Annotated in this window: 14 protein-coding genes and 1 pseudogene; 2 read left to right on the forward strand and 13 right to left on the reverse strand. The window is 68.9% G+C overall.

The window, feature by feature from the left end; translation table 11 throughout:
• Positions 1-11 precede the first annotated feature (11 nt).
• Positions 12-1841, reverse strand: coding sequence for an aspartate--tRNA ligase (aspS, locus tag V7E05_RS04805; protein WP_333618535.1), 1830 nt, complete (start codon positions 1839-1841; stop codon positions 12-14).
• 294 nt (positions 1842-2135) lie between these two features.
• On the opposite strand from aspS, the gene ypfJ reads away from it, so the two are divergent.
• Positions 2136-3059, forward strand: a complete 924-nt coding sequence (gene ypfJ, locus V7E05_RS04810; RefSeq protein WP_333618536.1) for a KPN_02809 family neutral zinc metallopeptidase — start codon at positions 2136-2138, stop codon at positions 3057-3059.
• A gap of 34 nt (positions 3060-3093) precedes the next feature.
• On the opposite strand, the gene hisS is transcribed toward ypfJ, so the two are convergent.
• Both hisS and V7E05_RS04820 read right to left on the reverse strand, forming a co-directional pair.
• Positions 3094-4401 (reverse strand): histidine--tRNA ligase, encoded by a 1308-nt coding sequence (gene hisS / locus V7E05_RS04815; protein WP_442891599.1) that lies wholly within the window; start codon positions 4399-4401, stop codon positions 3094-3096.
• A gap of 133 nt (positions 4402-4534) precedes the next feature.
• A complete protein-coding gene (locus V7E05_RS04820; RefSeq protein ID WP_333618538.1) occupies positions 4535-5233 on the reverse strand; it encodes an MBL fold metallo-hydrolase in 699 nt (232 codons plus the stop codon).
• A gap of 243 nt (positions 5234-5476) precedes the next feature.
• On the opposite strand from V7E05_RS04820, the gene V7E05_RS04825 reads away from it, so the two are divergent.
• Positions 5477-6565 (forward strand): peptidylprolyl isomerase, encoded by a 1089-nt coding sequence (locus V7E05_RS04825; RefSeq protein WP_333618539.1) that lies wholly within the window; start codon positions 5477-5479, stop codon positions 6563-6565.
• 96 nt (positions 6566-6661) lie between these two features.
• Here the strand turns inward: V7E05_RS04825 and V7E05_RS04830 are convergent, their stop codons facing one another.
• From V7E05_RS04830 to V7E05_RS04875, 10 genes and pseudogenes are all read right to left on the reverse strand, one after another.
• Positions 6662-9010, reverse strand: coding sequence for a RelA/SpoT family protein (locus V7E05_RS04830; RefSeq protein ID WP_333618540.1), 2349 nt, complete (start codon positions 9008-9010; stop codon positions 6662-6664).
• A 39-nt stretch (positions 9011-9049) separates the two neighbouring features.
• Positions 9050-9595, reverse strand: coding sequence for an adenine phosphoribosyltransferase (locus tag V7E05_RS04835; protein WP_333618541.1), 546 nt, complete (start codon positions 9593-9595; stop codon positions 9050-9052).
• A gap of 77 nt (positions 9596-9672) precedes the next feature.
• Positions 9673-10767, reverse strand: coding sequence for a protein translocase subunit SecF (gene secF, locus V7E05_RS04840; protein ID WP_333618542.1), 1095 nt, complete (start codon positions 10765-10767; stop codon positions 9673-9675).
• Positions 10764-12464 carry a protein translocase subunit SecD gene (gene secD / locus V7E05_RS04845; RefSeq protein ID WP_333618543.1) on the reverse strand — a complete coding sequence of 567 codons (1701 nt, stop codon included), beginning with the start codon at positions 12462-12464 and terminating at the stop codon, positions 10764-10766. Before secD ends, secF begins: the two co-directional genes overlap by 4 nt.
• 182 nt (positions 12465-12646) lie before the next feature.
• Positions 12647-13105, reverse strand: coding sequence for a preprotein translocase subunit YajC (gene yajC, locus V7E05_RS04850; RefSeq protein WP_333618544.1), 459 nt, complete (start codon positions 13103-13105; stop codon positions 12647-12649).
• A 150-nt stretch (positions 13106-13255) separates the two neighbouring features.
• Positions 13256-14290 (reverse strand): Holliday junction branch migration DNA helicase RuvB, encoded by a 1035-nt coding sequence (ruvB, locus tag V7E05_RS04855; protein ID WP_333618545.1) that lies wholly within the window; start codon positions 14288-14290, stop codon positions 13256-13258.
• A 9-nt stretch (positions 14291-14299) separates the two neighbouring features.
• Positions 14300-14914 (reverse strand): Holliday junction branch migration protein RuvA, encoded by a 615-nt coding sequence (gene ruvA, locus V7E05_RS04860; protein WP_333618546.1) that lies wholly within the window; start codon positions 14912-14914, stop codon positions 14300-14302.
• A 91-nt stretch (positions 14915-15005) separates the two neighbouring features.
• Entirely contained in the window at positions 15006-15701 is a 696-nt protein-coding gene (gene ruvC, locus V7E05_RS04865) for a crossover junction endodeoxyribonuclease RuvC (RefSeq protein ID WP_333618547.1), read from the reverse strand.
• 16 nt (positions 15702-15717) lie between these two features.
• Complete coding sequence (locus V7E05_RS04870; RefSeq protein ID WP_333618548.1) at positions 15718-16470, reverse strand: YebC/PmpR family DNA-binding transcriptional regulator; 753 nt, start codon at positions 16468-16470, stop codon at positions 15718-15720.
• A 137-nt stretch (positions 16471-16607) separates the two neighbouring features.
• A pseudogene (locus V7E05_RS04875) lies at positions 16608-16810 on the reverse strand (hypothetical protein); the annotation flags it as partial.

Here is a 16810-nt window from a genome sequence, read left to right on the forward strand (position 1 = left end):
GCCGATCTCTTCTACTTCTCGGCTGCCTCGGCCGCTGTGTCGGCCTTCTCGGCGCCCTCCGGCGCCTCCTTCGGCCCACGTGCCTTCGGCTTGGCGTCGATGCCCGAGTCCTTGCGCTGGGCCGGGGTGATCGGGGCAGGGGCGTCGGTGAGCGGGTCGACGCCGCCGCCGGACTTCGGGAACGCGATCACATCGCGGATCGAATCGGTACCCGCGAGCAGCGAGCAGATGCGGTCCCAGCCGAACGCGATGCCGCCGTGCGGAGGGGCACCGAACGCCATGGCGTCGAGGAGGAAGCCGAACTTCTCCTGGGCCTCCTCTTTGGTGATCCCCATGACCTGGAACACGCGCTCCTGCAGCTCCGGGCGGTGGATGCGGATGGAGCCGCCGCCGATCTCGTTGCCGTTGCACACGATGTCGTACGCGTAGGCGAGCGCGGCACCGGGATCGGTGTCGAAGGTATCGAGGAACTCCGGCTTGGGCGAGGTGAACGCGTGGTGCACGGCGGTCCACGTCGAATGCCCGAGCGCGACGTCGCCGGAGGCGGTCGCCTCCTCTGCCGGCTCGAACATCGGGGCGTCGACGACCCAGGTGAACGCCCAGGAGTTCTCGTCGATGAGCCCGAGCTTCTCGGCGATGGCGCCGCGCGCCGCGCCGAGTAGCGCGCGCGAGGACTTGACCCCGCCGGCGCCGAAGAAGATGCAGTCGCCGGGCTTCGCGCCGACGTGTTCGACGATCCCCGCGCGCTCGTTCTCGGTGATGTTCTTGGCCACGGGGCCGGTGAGCTCGCCGTCCTCGCCGACGAGGATGTACGCGAGTCCCTTCGCGCCGCGCTGCTTGGCCCACTCCTGCCAGGCGTCGAGCTGACGGCGCGGCTGCGAGGCGCCCCCGGGCATCACCACGGCGCCGACGTATGGAGCCTGGAACACGCGAAAGCTCGTGTCGGCGAAGAACTCCGTGCACTCGACGAGCTCGATGTCGAACCGCAGATCGGGCTTGTCCGAGCCGTAGCGGCGCATGGCCTCCGCGTAGGTCATCCGAGGGATCGGGGTCTGGAGCTCGACACCGGCGGTCGCCCACACCCGCTTGAGGATGTCCTCGGCCAGCGAGATCACGTCCTCCTGGTCGACGAAGCTCATCTCGACGTCGAGCTGCGTGAACTCGGGCTGCCGGTCCGCGCGGAAATCCTCGTCGCGGTAGCAGCGGGCGATCTGGTAGTACCGCTCCATGCCGCCGACCATGAGTAGCTGCTTGAACAGCTGCGGGGACTGCGGGAGCGCGTAGAAGGTGCCCGGCTGCAGGCGTGCGGGGACGAGAAAGTCGCGGGCGCCCTCGGGCGTCGAGCGGGTCAGCGTCGGCGTCTCGATCTCCACGAAATCGTTCTCGGCGAGCACGGAGCGCGCGGCGGCGTTGACCTTCGAGCGCAGGCGCAGGGCAGCACCCGGGCCCTCGCGGCGCAGGTCGAGGTAGCGGTAGCGAAGGCGCGCCTCCTCGCCCACCTCGTCGTCGAGCTGGAACGGGAGCGGGGCCGATTCGCCGAGGACTTCGAGGGAATCGACGTTGATCTCCACGTCGCCCGAAGGCAGGTTCGGGTTCTCCGAACCTGCGGGCCGCTTCTCGACCTTGCCCGTGATCGCGATGCAGTACTCCGAACGCAGGCGGTGGGCCGCTTCGGCGACCGCGTCCTCGCGGAACACAACCTGTGCGATGCCGGTGGAATCGCGGAGGTCCACGAAGATCACTCCGCCGTGGTCGCGGCGGCGGGCGACCCAGCCGGCGAGGGTGACGGTGGTGCCCTCGTCGGCGGCGCGGAGTTGTCCTGCCGAATGGGTACGGAGCACGGGGCTTCCTTTCTCGGTGAGCGGCGCATCCCGCCTGTCTCCCGCCCGCGCTCGGCGGAGTCGCGATACGGGGACGGTCCCTCGCTGCTTACAGCTATTATCTCGGTGTTGAATCTCTGCGTGTGCTCATCTTCTGGAGCCGGGCGCGCCGGACGGCGGCAGGGCGTAGAGGCACGTACGGGCTCCGATTCTACGGATCGGCCCGACCACCGGCATCCGCCGGGTGGATCACCTGGGACGATGCGCCTGCCGGACCCCCGGTGCGCCTTCGCTCCCACGGCACGAGGAGTGGGCATGACCTTCCGGAACAGCGGGAACCTCGACACTTCCGGCGTTTCCGGCGGCGGAGGCGGGGGCCGCGGCCGCGGAGTTGCCATCGGCGGCGGCGTCGGTGGCATCCTCGTGGTCCTCGTCGCGGTCGTGCTCGGCGTCGATCCCTCGCAACTCGGCGTGGGCGGCGGCACCGGCTACGACACCGGGTACGGCTCCACGGGCACCGACGCGTCCGCGCAGGCCTACCAGGAGCAGATCGACGGCTGCACGCTCGCCGCGGCGAACACGGATACGATCTGCCGGGTCGTCGCCACGACCGAGAGCCTCGAAGACGTGTGGACGGTGCAGCTGCCCGAGCAGACCGGCATGCAGTACACGCAGCCCCACACCAACGTCTTCTCCGGCCGGATCTCCACCGGCTGCGGCCAGGGGACCTCGGAGACGGGTCCGTTCTATTGTCCCTCGGACAACGAGGTCTACCTCGACCCGACTTTCTTCGACGAGGTCCTCGTGGGTCAGCTCGGCGGATCGGACTCCCCCGCCTCGCAGATGTACGTGCTAGCCCACGAATTCGGGCACCACGTACAGACCCTGCTCGGCGATATCCGCCACTCGCAGACCGATCCGCGCGGAGCGAGCTCCGGCGCCGTCCGGGTCGAGCTGCAGGCCGACTGCTACGCCGGCCTCTGGGCGCACTATGCCACCACCACCCCCGCGCCGGGCGGCGAGGCGCCATTGCTCGAATCGCTCACCTCGCCGGACGTGGACACGATCGTGCAGACCGCCGAGGCGATCGGCGACGACCACATCCAGAACCTCGGCAGCGGCCGGATCGACCCGTCGGCCTGGACGCACGGCTCGTCGGAGATGCGGCGCCAGTGGTTCATCACCGGCTATCAGAACGGCTCCGTACGGTCCTGCGACACCTTCTCCGCGCAGCTCTGACCCCTCTTCGGCGCGGTTGGCGTGCGCGACGCGGTTAGCGCGCCGTCAGCTCGCCCATGACGTCGGGCAGCGGGATCGACTTCTGGGTCCCCGCCGACATGTCCTTGAGCACGACGGTCCCGTCCGCGAGTTCCTGTTCCCCGAGGACGAGGGTGTGCGCGGCCCCCGAGCGGTCAGCCGCCTTGAACGAGCCCTTCATCCCGCGGTTGCCGTAGGCCATGTCGACGCGCAGTCCGGCGTCACGAAGCCGCGAAAGGAGCGGGACGATGGCGGCGCGGGCCTCTGCGCCGAGTGCCACCGCGAACACGTCGACTCGGCTCGCGGGCCCGGGGTCGACGCCCTCGGCGCGGAGCGCGAGGAGCGTGCGGTCGACGCCGATCCCGAAGCCGATGCCCGAGAGCGACTGGCCGCCGAGCTGCTCCATGAGACCGTCGTAGCGCCCGCCGCCGCCGATCCCCGACTGCGCGCCGAGACCCTCGTGGACGAACTCGAAGGTGGTCTTCGTGTAGTAGTCGAGCCCGCGGACGAGGCGGGGGTTGATCGTGTAGGCGACGCCCATGGCATCGAGGTGCTCGCGAACTTCGGCGAAGTGGGCGGAGGCCGCCTCCGAGAGGTTGTCGAGCATGAGCGGTGCTTCGGAGAGCTGCGCCTGGACCTCGGGCCGCTTGTCATCGAGCACGCGCAGCGGGTTGATCGACGCGCGCTCGCGGGTGGCCTCGTCGAGGTCGAGGCCGGCGAGAAAGGCCTGCAGCTTTTCGCGGTACGGCAGACGGCTCTCGGCGTCGCCGAGCGAGGTGAGGTCGAGGCGGTAGCCGGTGAGCCCGAGGCGCTTAAACGCCTCGTCAGCGATGGCGATGACCTCGGCGTCGAGCGCGGGATCGTCGACGCCGATCGCCTCGATGCCGGCCTGCTGGAGCTGGCGGTAGCGGCCCGCCTGGGGGCGTTCGTAGCGGAAGAACGGGCCGGCGTAGCGCAGCTTGACCGGAAGCTGGCCCCGGTCGAGGCCGTGCTCGATGACGGCGCGGACCACGCCGGCGGTGCCCTCGGGACGCAGCGTGACGGAACGGTCGCCGCGATCGGCGAAGGTGTACATCTCCTTGCTCACCACGTCCGTGCTCTCGCCGACGCCCCGGGCATAGAGCGTGGTGTCCTCAAAGATCGGGAGCTCGATGTAGCCGTACCCTGCGCGCTCGGCGGCCTCCAGGACCGCGCCCCGGACGGCGAGGAAGCCGCCGGACTCCGGCGGGACGTAGTCGGGGACGCCCTTGGGCGCGCTCAACGCCCTCGGCTTCCCTTTCTTCGATCCGCCCGCCTGATCGCTTGCCGAGTCGCCGTTGCTCACCGGCCCACTCACCCGCCCGTCCGCGCTCATGGGGCGACGCACACGCGCCGAGCCCCGAACCTCCGTGAAGAAAACACCTGGTAGATTACACCGCCGCGGCGCGCGGCCCGCGCCGCCCCGTCGGCCGCCGAGGCTACAAGCCGCGCAGGAACGGGTTCGCCGCGCGCTCCTGCCCGATCGTGGTCTGCGGGCCGTGGCCCGGGAGCACGACGACGTCGTCGTCTCGGGTGAGGAACTTCTTCGCGATGGAGCCGAGGAGCACCTCGTGGTCGCCGCCCGGCAGGTCGGTGCGCCCGATGCCGCCGTTGAACAGCACGTCGCCGCCGAAGCACACCGTGAGCTCTCCGGCGCTCCCGGCGCCGCCCCCTCCGGGCGCGCCCGTCTCGACCTCGGCCGTGACCGTGAAGGACACCGACCCCTCGCTGTGCCCTGGCACGTGATCGACGGAGAAGCGCAGGCCCGCATAGTCGAGCTCTTCGCCGTCAAAGATCTCGACGACCTCCGCCGGTTCGGTGAATGACTGTCCTTCGAGCATCGTGGTGACGGAGCCGGACATCCCTCGCCCCGGATCGGTGAGCATGTACCGGTCGTCGGGATGGATGAGCGCGGGCACGCCGTAGCGGTCCGCGACCTCGCGCGCGTTCCACACGTGGTCGAGATGCCCGTGCGTGGCGAGGACGGCCTCGGGGCGGAGCCCCTCGGCCTCGACGATCCGCTCGACGCGCGGCGCGGCGTCCTGCCCCGGATCGATGACGACGCAGCGCGAGTCCTCCCCGACCACGATGTAGCAGTTGGTCTCGAACATCCCCGCGGGAAAGCCCAGGATCTTCACGTCGTTCCTCTCGCTCGCGTCGTAGCCCCGAATGCCTGGTCCGGCCGCCGAGTTAAGCCTCGGCTTGCCGAGTACAAAGGTTTCGGCCCGAGACTCATAGGTTGCGCTCCACGGCTATTGGGCCCCAGGGGCTAGGCTGGTTCGCTGGACGAGGTGCCGACGGTGGCCAAGTGGTCGCGTCCGGCGCCTCTTCAATGCACCCTAGCGCCAGCGAACAACCTGGCCGACCACACGGGAGAGTTAGTGTCCACGAATGAGGAACGCCGGGCCGAGGCGCGGCAGAGGCTTCGCGAAGAGCTCGACGCGCAGAAGAAGCGCGAGAAGCGGACGACGATGACCGTGGTGGCGGTCGCCTCCGTGATCGTCCTCGCCCTGGTGGCTACGGGCGTGACCATGAAGGTTCGCGAGAACATCCACGAGAACCAGATCGCGGAGAAGCAGCAGGCGTGGGACGACTACCGCGCACAGTGGGCCGCGTGCGATTACGCTCCGAGCGACGATTCGCAGCTAACGCCCGTCCCCGACGACCAGATGGCGCAGGCCGACGAAGCGACGAAGAAGCAGATGGAGGACTACAACTCCAAGATCGAGGTCGCGAAGAAGAAGAAAAAGGACGGCAAGGCGCCCGAGGGCGACCAGTACAAGTCGGGCGCCGTCGACGTCGATCTCACCACGAACAACGGTGATGTCGACCTGTCGCTCGACCGCGCCAAGGCGCCCTGCAACGTCGCCAGCTTCGTCGGGCTCGTCGAGCAGAAGTACTACGACGGCACCAACTGCCACCGCCTGACCAAGACCGACCCCGACCAGGCCGCCGCGCAGGGCGGCGGGCTCTCCGTGTTGCAGTGCGGCGACCCGACGGGCACCGGCCTCGGCGGCCCCGGCTACTCCGTGATCGACGAGGCGCCGACGGGCCTCGCCCCCGCGGCCGACGGCCAGTCGGTGGTCTACCCACGCGGCACGATCGCCATGGCGAAGTCCCAGCAGCCGAACTCGGCGGGTTCGCAGTTCTTCCTCGTCTACGAGGACTCGACGCTGCCGGCCGATTACTCGGTGATGGGCACGATCGGCGAGAAGGGCCTCGCGACCCTCGACAAGATCTCCAAGGCAGGCACGAAGAGCGACGACCCGCAGAGCCTCGACGCCGAGGTACCCGCCAAGGAGGTCACCATCGACAAGGCCGTGGTCGGCAAGGAGGACACCGTCCCCGAGCGTCCCGAAGCCCCCGAGAAGCCCGAGGGCGCCGATGCCCCGGCGCCGGATCCGGCCGCCGGTGGCGGGATGCCGGCCGGTGCCGGCGCACCCGCGGGAGCCGGCGCAGCTACGCAGTAGCCGCAGCGCCCGGGAGAAATCGAGAGAGCCCCGCACCTCCGCGATGGAGGTGCGGGGCTCTTTCGCGCTCGCCGCCGCCGGGGACGGCGCTCGGGCTCAGCCTGCGGCGTTGGTCACGCGGTAGGCGTCGTACACGCCCTCGACCTTGCGCACGGAGTTGAGCACCTGCCCGAGGTGTGCGGGGTTGGCCATCTCGAAGGTGTACTTGGAGATCGTCACCCGGTTGTCGTCGCGCATCTGCAGCGTCGCCGAGAGGATGTTCACCTTCTCGTCCGCGATCGCCTTGGTGATGTCGGAGAGCAGCCGCTGCCGGTCGAGCGCCTCGACCTGGACGGCGACGAGATAGAGCCCGTCGGTCTGCGAGCCGGACCATTCGACCTTGACGAAGCGCTCCGACTCCTTGCGCAGCGACTCGGTGTTGGGGCAGTCCGTCCGGTGCACGCTCACGGTGCCGGTGCGCGTGACGAAGCCGAGGATCTCGTCGCCCGGCACCGGGGTGCAGCAGCGGGCGAGCTTGACCACGACGTCCTCGAGGCCGTCAACGAGGACCCCGGAGGCCGTGGTCTGCCCGCCGAGCTTCGAACGCGGCACCTTCTTGTCGGAGGAGCGTTCCGCGAGCTCCTCGGTGACCTCGTCGCTGCCGCCGAAATCGGCGACGAGCCGCGAGAGCACGTGCGCCGCGGAGACGTGCCCCTCGCCCACCGCGGTGTAAAGCGCTGTGACGTCGGAGTACGAGAGCTCCCTCGCGACCGAGGTCAGCGAATCGTTGGAGAACAGCCGATGCACGGGCGCGCCGGAGCGGCGGATCTCGCGGGCTATCTGCTCCTTGCCCCGCTCGAGGGCCTCCGAACGCCGCTCTTTGGCGAACCACTGCCGGATCGCCGTCTTCGCACGCCCGGTGACCACGAAGTTCTGCCAGTCCCTGCTCGGGCCGGCGCCGGCGTCCTTAGCCGTGAAGATCTCTACCGTGGCCCCGTTGGCGAGGGGCTTTTCCAGCGAGACGAGCTTCCCGTCGACCTTGGCGCCGATGCAGCGGTGCCCGACCTCGGTGTGCACGGCGTACGCGAAGTCGACGGGCGTGGCGCCCTGCGGCAGCGTGATCGCCTTCCCCTTCGGGGTGAAGACGAAGATGTCCTTGGAATTGATGGCGAAGCGCAGGTTGTCGAGGAACTCGCTGGGGTCCTCGGCCTCCGCCTGCCACGAGAGCAGCTGGCGGAGATAGGCGACCTCGTCGATCTCGGTTCCGTCGCCGTCATGCCTGCCCTTGGTCTCCTTGTAGCGCCAATGGGCGGCGATCCCGTACTCGGCGGCGTGGTGCATCTCGTGCGTGCGCACCTGCACCTCGAGGGGTTTTCCCTCAGGGCCCATGACGGAGGTGTGCAGCGATTGATAAACACCGAAACGCGGGGCGGCGATGTAGTCCTTGAAGCGGCCGGGCATGGGCGCCCAGAGCGAGTGGACGACGCCGACCGCGGCGTAGCAGTCGCGCACGGAGTCGCAGAGGATGCGGATGCCGACGAGGTCGTGGATCTCGTCGAACGCGCGGCCGCGGATCATCATCTTCTGGTAGATCGACCAGTAGTGCTTCGGCCTGCCATCGACCGTGGCCTGCAGGTGCGCGCCCTTGAGCTCCTTGTCGAGCGTCGCCTTGACCGTGGTGATGTACGTGTCGCGCGACGGCGCACGGTCGGCGACGAGGCGCACGATCTCCTGGTACTTCTTCGGCTCGAGGATCGCGAAGGCGAGATCCTCGAGCTCCCACTTGATGGTCGCCATGCCGAGGCGGTGCGCCAGCGGCGCGATGACCTCGAGGGTCTCCCGTGCCTTCTTCGCCTGCTTCTCGGGCCGGAGGAAGCGCATCGTGCGCATGTTGTGCAACCGGTCGGCGACCTTGATGACGAGGACCCGGGGGTCCTTCGCCATCGCGGCGATCATCTTGCGGATCGTCTCGGCCTCGGCTGTCTCGCCGAACTTGACCTTGTCGAGCTTGGTGACCCCGTCGACGAGGTGCGCGACGACGTCGCCGAAATCTGCGGCGAGCTGCTCGATGGTGTAGTCGGTGTCCTCGACGGTGTCGTGGAGCAGAGCCGCGACGAGCGTCGTGGTGTCCATGCCCATTTCCGCGCAGATCGTCGCGACCGCGAGCGGGTGCGTGATGTACGGGTCCCCGGACTTGCGGAAGACGCCGCGGTGCTTCTCCTCGGCGAGGTGGTAGGCGCGGGCGAGAAGCGGTGTGTCGGCGCGCGGGTGGTAGCGCTGATGGACCCGGAGCAGCGGCTCGAGGACGAGCGGAGTTGCGGAGGACCGCGGGGCCGTCATCCGCCGGGCCCAGCGCGCGTAGACGCCGCGGGTGCTCTTCGTGCCTGCGATGGGCAGCGGCTGGGTGCGGCGGTCCTCGGGGTTGTGCGGCCGCCCGGGCCCGGTCTGCTCGTCTCCTACAGCCATTTCCCCACCTCCCGGTGCCGTGTTGCTCCGGGGCGCAGGCTAGCTCTCCGAGAGGCTGCGCACCGTCGTGGATGAGAGCTTATCGCGCCCACCGAGTCCGGGGACCTCGAGGACCACCGATACACCCACGATCTCCGCCCCGCACTCTTCGAGGAGTTCGATCGAGGCTCCGACCGTCCCACCCGTGGCGAGGACATCATCGACGATGAGGATGCGGCGGCCGCGGAGATCGACCCCCTCGGCGGGGATCTCGAGGGTCGCCTCGCCGTACTCGAGGCTGTAGGTGCGGGAGTGTACGGGCGGCGGGAGCTTGCCGGCCTTCCGGATGGCGAGTACTCCTAGGCCGAGCTCGCGCGCGACGGCTGCGCCGAGGAGGAAGCCGCGGGCGTCGAGGCCGGCGACGAGATCGATGTCGGCCCAGCCGAGGCCGAGCGCGTCGATCACAGCGCCGAACGCCTCGGCGTCGGCGAGCACGGGCGTGAGGTCGAGGAACTCGACCCCCGGCTCGGGGAAGTCCTGGACGCGCCGGGCGCGCGCCTCCACGAGCGCATGCGCCCGCTCGATCTGCTTGCGTGATTCGTCCATGTTCCCGTTCTCGTAGTCCCAGTGACCGCTGTCGTGACCACTACCGTGCTGCCACGCTCATGATCCCACCGGGGGAGCTACTGCGCAGCCGCGGCCCGGTCGGCGCGGTTTTTGCGGAACGCCGCGACCTCGGCGTTGTGTTTCTTGATCGCGGGGGTCCGCGACTTGATGTCCACGAGCAGCGGGGTCGCCAGGAAGATCGACGACAGCGTGCCGGTGAAGATGCCGACGACCTGGACGAGCGCGAGATCCCGGAGGGTTCCCACGCCGAGGATCACCACGGCGATCACCACGAGCGCCGCGAGCGGCAGCAGCGAGATGACGGTCGTGTTGATCGAGCGCATGAGCGTCTGGTTGACGGCGAGGTTCGCCTCCTCGGCATAGGTGTTCCGCTTCCTGTGCCTGTGCCCGGTCGTATTCTCCTGCACCTTGTCGAACACGACGACGGTGTCGTAGAGCGCGAAGCTGAGGATGGTGAGGAGGCCGATGACCGTCGCTGGAGAGACCTCCCAGCCGACGATCGAGTAGATGCCGGCGGTGAACACGAGGACGTAGAGCATCGACACCATCGCCGCGAGGGACATCGCCCATTCGAAGCGGATCATGATGTAGACGAACACCACGGCGACGAAGACGATGAGCGCGATGACCGCCTTCTTCGTGACGCTGCTGCCCCAGGATTCCGAGCGGTTCGAGTCGCCGATCGCGTTGGGCGACTCGTCGCCCTGGGCGTTGACGGGATGGAACTGCTCGAACAGGGCGTTCTTCGCGTCGGTGATCTGCTGGGTGTCGAGGAACGGCATCTGGATTTCGACCTGCTGCGCGGAGCCGGACCCGACGAGCTGCGATTGGGCGACCTCCTCGCCCGTCGCGTCGCCGACGACCTGTGCGGCGACCGCGGGATCGACGCCCGGGGCCGGGACCGCGAGCTTGGTGCCGCCCTCGAAATCGATGCCGAGGGTGAAGCCGCGGAACACAATGCTCGCCATGCACACGAGGAAGATGAGCAGCGCGATGATGTAGTAGATCTTCCGCTTCTGCACGATCGGGAACCCGCCGGTTCCCGTGTAGAGGCGGGTCAGCCAGGATTCCTTCTTCGCGACGGCCGCGGAATCCGCAGGGTTCGCCGTGCCGTCGGAACCGGTGTCGACGCTAGTGGCAGACGTGCTCATCGGGCACCACCCTCCTGGTCGCCGGAGGAGACCCGGCTGTTGCTATCGGATTCGCCGGAGGCGGGGGCGTCGCCGGCATCGATGGTGTCGTCGGTGCTTCGCTGCATGTCCGCATCGTCGTCATCGTCGGAGCGCTCGAGCGCGTGCACGCGGAGCTCCTCCATCGAACCCAGGCCATTCATGGACGGCTTGGAGAAGACGGGCTTGGTTGAGGCGAGGTACACGAGCGGCCACATGACCGTGAAGGCCACGAGGATGTCCATGAGCGTCGTCAGGCCGAGGGTGAAGGCGAAGCCGCGGACGTCGCCGATGGCGAGGACGTAGAGCACGACCGCCGCGATGACCGAGACCATGTTGCCGGTGACGATGGTGCGGGAGGCCGTCTTCCAGCCGCGCGGCACCGCCGATCTGAATCTGTGGCCCTCGCGTATCTCGTCCTTGACGCGTTCGAAGTAGACGACGAACGAATCGGCGGTCATGCCGATGCCGATGATCACGCCGGCCACGCCCGCGAGGTCGAGGGTGTAGTTGATCCAGTTACCGAGCAGAACGAGCACGCCGTACGTGAGCAGCAGCGCCGCGATGAGCGACAGGAACGCGAGGAAGCCGATCGCCCGGTAATAGAGCAGCGAGTAGATGAGGATGAGCACGAGGCCGACGGCACCGGCGAGGAGACCCGCGTTGAGCGAGGCCTTGCCCAAGGTCGCGGGGACGTTGTCGACGTTGGGGTCTTCGAACGCGATCGGGAGTGCGCCGTAGCGGAGGTTCGAGGCGAGAGTCTGCGCCGTGTCGAGGTTTTCCAGGCCCGTGATCGAGGTCGCCGAGCCCGGCGGGGTGACCCCCTGGATCACCGGCGCGCTGATCACCGAGTTGTCCATGAGGATCGCGACCTGCTTCTGCAGGTTCTCCTGCGTGAGCTTCGACCATGCCGCGGAGGCATCGACGGGAGTCGTCTTGAAGCGGAAGCCGACCTCGACCTGGCCCTGCTGCTGGTTGAATCCGGCATTGACGGAGCCGCTGTCGATCTTCTCGCCGTCGAGGTACTGCCCCGGCCCTTCCGGCGCCCCGTCGACCTTCGGCTGCGGCGCGAGGAGGTACTTCTGCCCGCTGCCGCAGGCGAGGAGGTACTGGTCCGGGTTGTCGACACCCGAGAGCACGTCGTTCTCCGGGCACTTCCAGGACTGCAGCTTCTGCTGGAGCGCTTCGGGGGTGTCGGCCTGGCGATCCGCCTTGGCGTCGTCGATGGCCTTCTGCGCCTTCGCCTGATCGCCACCGGTGTCCGGCGTCTTCTGCAGGTCGGTCGGATCCGTGACGGGAACTGCCTGGATGACTGGGCGGAACGTGAGCTTCGAGGTGGTGCCGAGCTCGCGGGCGCCCGCGGCGTCCTCGCCGGGAACGGTGAGGACCACGTTCCCGCCGTCGCGGACGACCTCGGCGCCGGAGACGCCGAGCCCGTTCGCGCGCTGCTGGATGATGTCCTTCGCCCGGTTCATCGCCTCGTCGGACGGCTGTCCTCGGGGGACGAGCGTGACGCGTGTGCCGCCCTGCAGGTCGATCCCGAGCTTCGGGGAAAAGCCGGAGGTCGTCGTCATAAAGGCGAGGAGGTACAGCAGGATCGTGACGAGCCCGAAGGTGAGGAGCATCGCCCACGGGCGGGGACGCGAGTCCCTACGGCTCTTGTGGTGCGGAGATGTCAACGTCGGTGAGTCTTTCCATGCATGAGTGGCCGGTATCGGCTGTGCCGCCCGCGCGGGCCGCCAAGGGCGGTGCCGGGCGCGTTAACTCTACCCGCTGCCATTGCGGTTACCCCACCCATGAGACGCGGCGTGGCGAAGCCGCGGGACGGACTTCCGAGCATCGTGCCCGGCTGGGCATCCGATCAGCGCGGGTCGGTGCCTTCGGTGTCCGGTGCGCCGGAGTCGCCGAGCGAGCCGTCGCCAAGGTTGTTGTCGCCCAGGTTGTTGTCTCCGACCGTGACGTCGCCAAGCGTGCCGGCCTGGCCGGAGGGCGTGGAAGGACCGTCGGTCTGCGCGTCCTGCGCAGGGGCGTCCACGGCCGCCGTGGCCCCGTTGTCCGCGGCACCCACACCGGAGAGCTTTTCCCGCACGACGCGGCGGTCCCAGGTCGTGACGACGCCCGGCGCGATCTCCAGGTCGATCGTGGATTCCGCCGTACCGGCGACGGTGCCGTGGAGCCCCGCGGTGGTCATCACCACGTCTCCTGGCTGGAGACCGCTCTGGAGGTCCTGGAACTGCCGCACCGTCTTGCGCTGCTTGATCGTCTGCATGATGAGCATGACGACCATGACGACGATGAGGACGGGAAGAAGCAGTTCCATATCTTGAACTCCAGACGAGTGCTTGTGTGTCGATAGTCGCGCAGCGGATCGTGTGTGTCCGTCGCCGCGAGGACGGCTGTGCGGGAGCCGCGAGCGCGTCCGGAAACGAACGTGCATGTCCGTCGAAGTCTACCCGGCGTGTCGCGCGGCTCAGCGGGCCTCTCTCGATATCCCCATGTGGTCCCAGGCCGCCGGGGTAGCCACCCTCCCGCGCGGCGTGCGGGCGAGCAGACCGGCGCGGACGAGGAACGGCTCGCACACCTCCTCGAGCGTGGTGCGCTCCTCCCCCACGGCAACCGCGATGCTTCCGAGCCCCACCGGGCCGCCCCCGTGGATCTCGATGAGCGCGCGGAGCACGGCGCGGTCGAGCTTGTCGAGCCCGAGAGCATCCACCTCGTAGACCGCGAGAGCCGCATCGGCGACCTCGGCCGTGACGATCCCGTCTCCCTCGACCTCCGCGAAATCGCGGACGCGCCGGAGGAGGCGGTTGGCGACCCGGGGTGTGCCCCGTGAACGACCCGCTATCTCCACGGCGGCCGAAGCCTCCACCGGTACGCCGAGAATCCCGGCGGCGCGATCGACGATGCGGGTGAGTTCGGCATCGTTGTAGAAGTCCATCGTGGCGGTGAAGCCGAAGCGGTCGCGTAGCGGTCCGGTGAGAGAGCCCGCCCGGGTCGTGGCGCCCACGAGCGTAAACGGAGCGATGTCGAGGGAGATCGAATTGGCGCCCGGCCCCTTCCCCACCATGACGTCGATCCGGTAGTCCTCCATGGCGAGGTAGAGCATCTCCTCGGCTTCGCGGGCCATCCGGTGGATCTCGTCGATGAACAGGACATCGCCCGGCTGGAGATTGGTGAGGATCGACGCGAGGTCTCCGGCCCGCACGAGCGCCGGTCCCGAGGTGAGTCGGAGGGCGCCGTTGACTTCCGCCGCGACGATCATCGCCAAAGAGGTCTTTCCGAGGCCCGGCGGGCCGGCGAAGAGCAGGTGATCCGGTGCCTCTCCCCTCGCCTTCGCGGCAGTGAGGACCACGCGGAGCTGCTCGCGCACGGACTCCTGGCCGACGAATTCGTCGAGGCTGCGCGGGCGCAGCGCGGTTTCGGCGTCGCCGTCGAAGGGGGTCATGGAGGAGTTGGTGAGGGCGAGCTCCGGGTCCTCGCCCGCGCCGGGATCGAACTGGGACATTCCCCCGCCCTACCTTCCCGGCCCGACGGCCGCGAGCGCGAGGCGCAGCAGCGCGGCCGAATCCGCATCGGGATCCGACTTCGCCGCCTCCGCGACCGCCGATGCTGCGTTCTTGGCGGGGAACCCGAGGCCCTCGAGTGCCTCGACCACATCGGCGTGGGGATCGCGCGCCGACTCACCATTCCCGGTGGGCCCGGGCGAGTCCGATCCTCCGGTCGAGCTGTACGCCTGGAGCTTTCCGCGCAGGTCGAGCACCATGCGCTCGGCGGTGCGTTTGCCGATGCCGGGGACCTTCTGGATCGACTTGATGTCCTCGGCCTCGACGGCCGCGGCGAGCGCCGCCGGCTCCATCGTCGCGACGACGGCCAGGGCGATCCTGGGCCCCACACCGCTGACCTGTTGGACGAGGCCGAACACCTCGCGGGATGCGGCCGTGGGGAAGCCGAAGAGGGTGAGCGAGTCCTCGCGGACCACGAGGCTCGTGTGGAGGAATCCCTCCTCCCCACGGCGCAGCCCCGCGAGCGCCGATGGCGTGGCCTGCACGAGCAGACCCGCGCCGCCGACCTCGAGGACGCAGTGCCCGAGCCCGATCTCGAGGACGCGTCCTCGGAGCGAGGAGATCATCCTTTAGCCACCCTCTTCCCTTCGGGACACATGGTCCATTGCCGTGCGAAACTCCGGTCGCGGCGCCGACCAGCGCAGCCGCGACGCTGGGCTACGCCCCGGGCGCCCGACGGATCTTGTTCGACGGACGCTGCCGGACGGCCGACGACGCCCGAGTGCCGGACTCGCCGGCAGCCGCGGGTCCCGAAGCGGTACCGCTGGAACCGGCACCGCCGGCGGACCGCTTGTCGCGGGCCAACGCGGCTGCCACCTTAGCTTCGTACCCCGACAGAAAGTCTCCGCCCGCCACCTCGCCGCCCGACACCGCCGCCTGGGAGGGGGCGCGCCACGAATGGCAGATCGCCAGGGCGAGCGCATCGGCGGCGTCCGCGGGCTTCGGTGGCTTCTGTAGGCCGAGGATGCGGGTCACCATCGCCGTCACCTGCGCCTTGTCCGCGCGTCCGTTCCCCGTGATCGCCGCCTTGACCTCCGAAGGCGTGCGGAAGGTGACCGGGATGTCCCGAAAGGACGCCGCCAACGCGACGACCCCGGCGGCCTGCGCCGTGCCCATCGCGGTGCTCCGCTGGTTCTGCGCGAATACTCGCTCAATGGCGAGGACCGCCGGTCCGTGGACATCCATCCACTCCCCGGCGGCCTCGTAGATCGCGCGGAGTCGCAGCTCGAGAGGGTCCTCTGCCGGGGTGCGGACGACGTCGACATCGAGTGCCACGACGTGGCGCCCCTTACCGGTCTCGACGAGCGCCATGCCGCAGCGCGTGAGCCCGGGATCGACGCCCATGACTCTCATCCGGGGCAGCCCCTCCCTAGTCCTCGAGCTCCGCGAGGACCTCGTCGGAGACGTCGATGTTGGTGTACACGTTCTGCACGTCGTCGGAGTCCTCGAGAGCATCGACGAGCTTGAAGACCTTGCGGGCGAGCTCCGCGTCGGCCGGCACCTCGACCGAGGCGCGGAATCCGAGCTCGGCGGAGTCGTAGTCGATGGACTCCGCCTGGAGCGCCGAGCGGACGGCGACGAGGTCGCCGGGCTCGGAGACGATCTCGAACTGCTCGCCGAGGTCGTTGACGTCCTCGGCGCCCGCGTCGAGCACGGCGAGGAGGATGTCCTCTTCGGACTTGTCCGCTTTGTCGAGGATGACCTCGCCCTTGCGGCTGAACAGGTAGGCGACGGAGCCGGGATCGGCCATGTTGCCGCCGTTGCGGGTCATCGCGGTGCGGACCTCACCGGCCGCTCGGTTGCGATTGTCGGTGAGGCACTCGATGAGCACGGCCACGCCGCCGGGGCCGTAGCCCTCGTACATGATGGTCTCCCAGCTGGCGCCGCCCGCCTCTTCGCCGGCGCCGCGCTTGCGGGCGCGCTCGACGTTGTCCTGCGGGACCGAGTTCTTCTTGGCCTTCTGGATCGCGTCGTAGAGGGTCGGGTTACCGCCGGGATCGCCGCCGCCCGTCCGCGCCGCGACCTCGATGTTCTTGATGAGCTTGGCGAAGAGCTTGCCGCGCTTGGCATCGATCGCGGCCTTCTTGTGCTTCGTGGTTGCCCACTTGGAATGGCCCGACATGGGCGCCTCCTAAAACGGCTGGGGTCGGTTTCACTTGAGTCGAGTATCTTGCGTCGATCAACTCGGGCGGGAGACGATCCGGCCCGGCGAGAGCAGCGACTTTCGTCCATTCTAGACGGACGTGGCGCCTCGAACCGCTAGGGCACGGTCTGCGCCGCGGCTGTGGCGCCGCTCCGGCGCTCTTCGACCATGCCTAGGAAGTACTCGTGGACCGCGAGATCGTCGGTGACCTCGGGATGGAAAGACGTGACGAGCGCGGAACCCTGGCGCACGGCGACGGGATGGACCTCGTCGTCCGCGGTACGGACGGCCGCGAGAATCTCGGAGTCCGCGCTCACCG

The sequence above is a fragment of the Dietzia sp. genome (genome assembly GCF_036741115.1).
Classification (GTDB): Bacteria; Actinomycetota; Actinomycetes; order Mycobacteriales; family Mycobacteriaceae; genus Dietzia.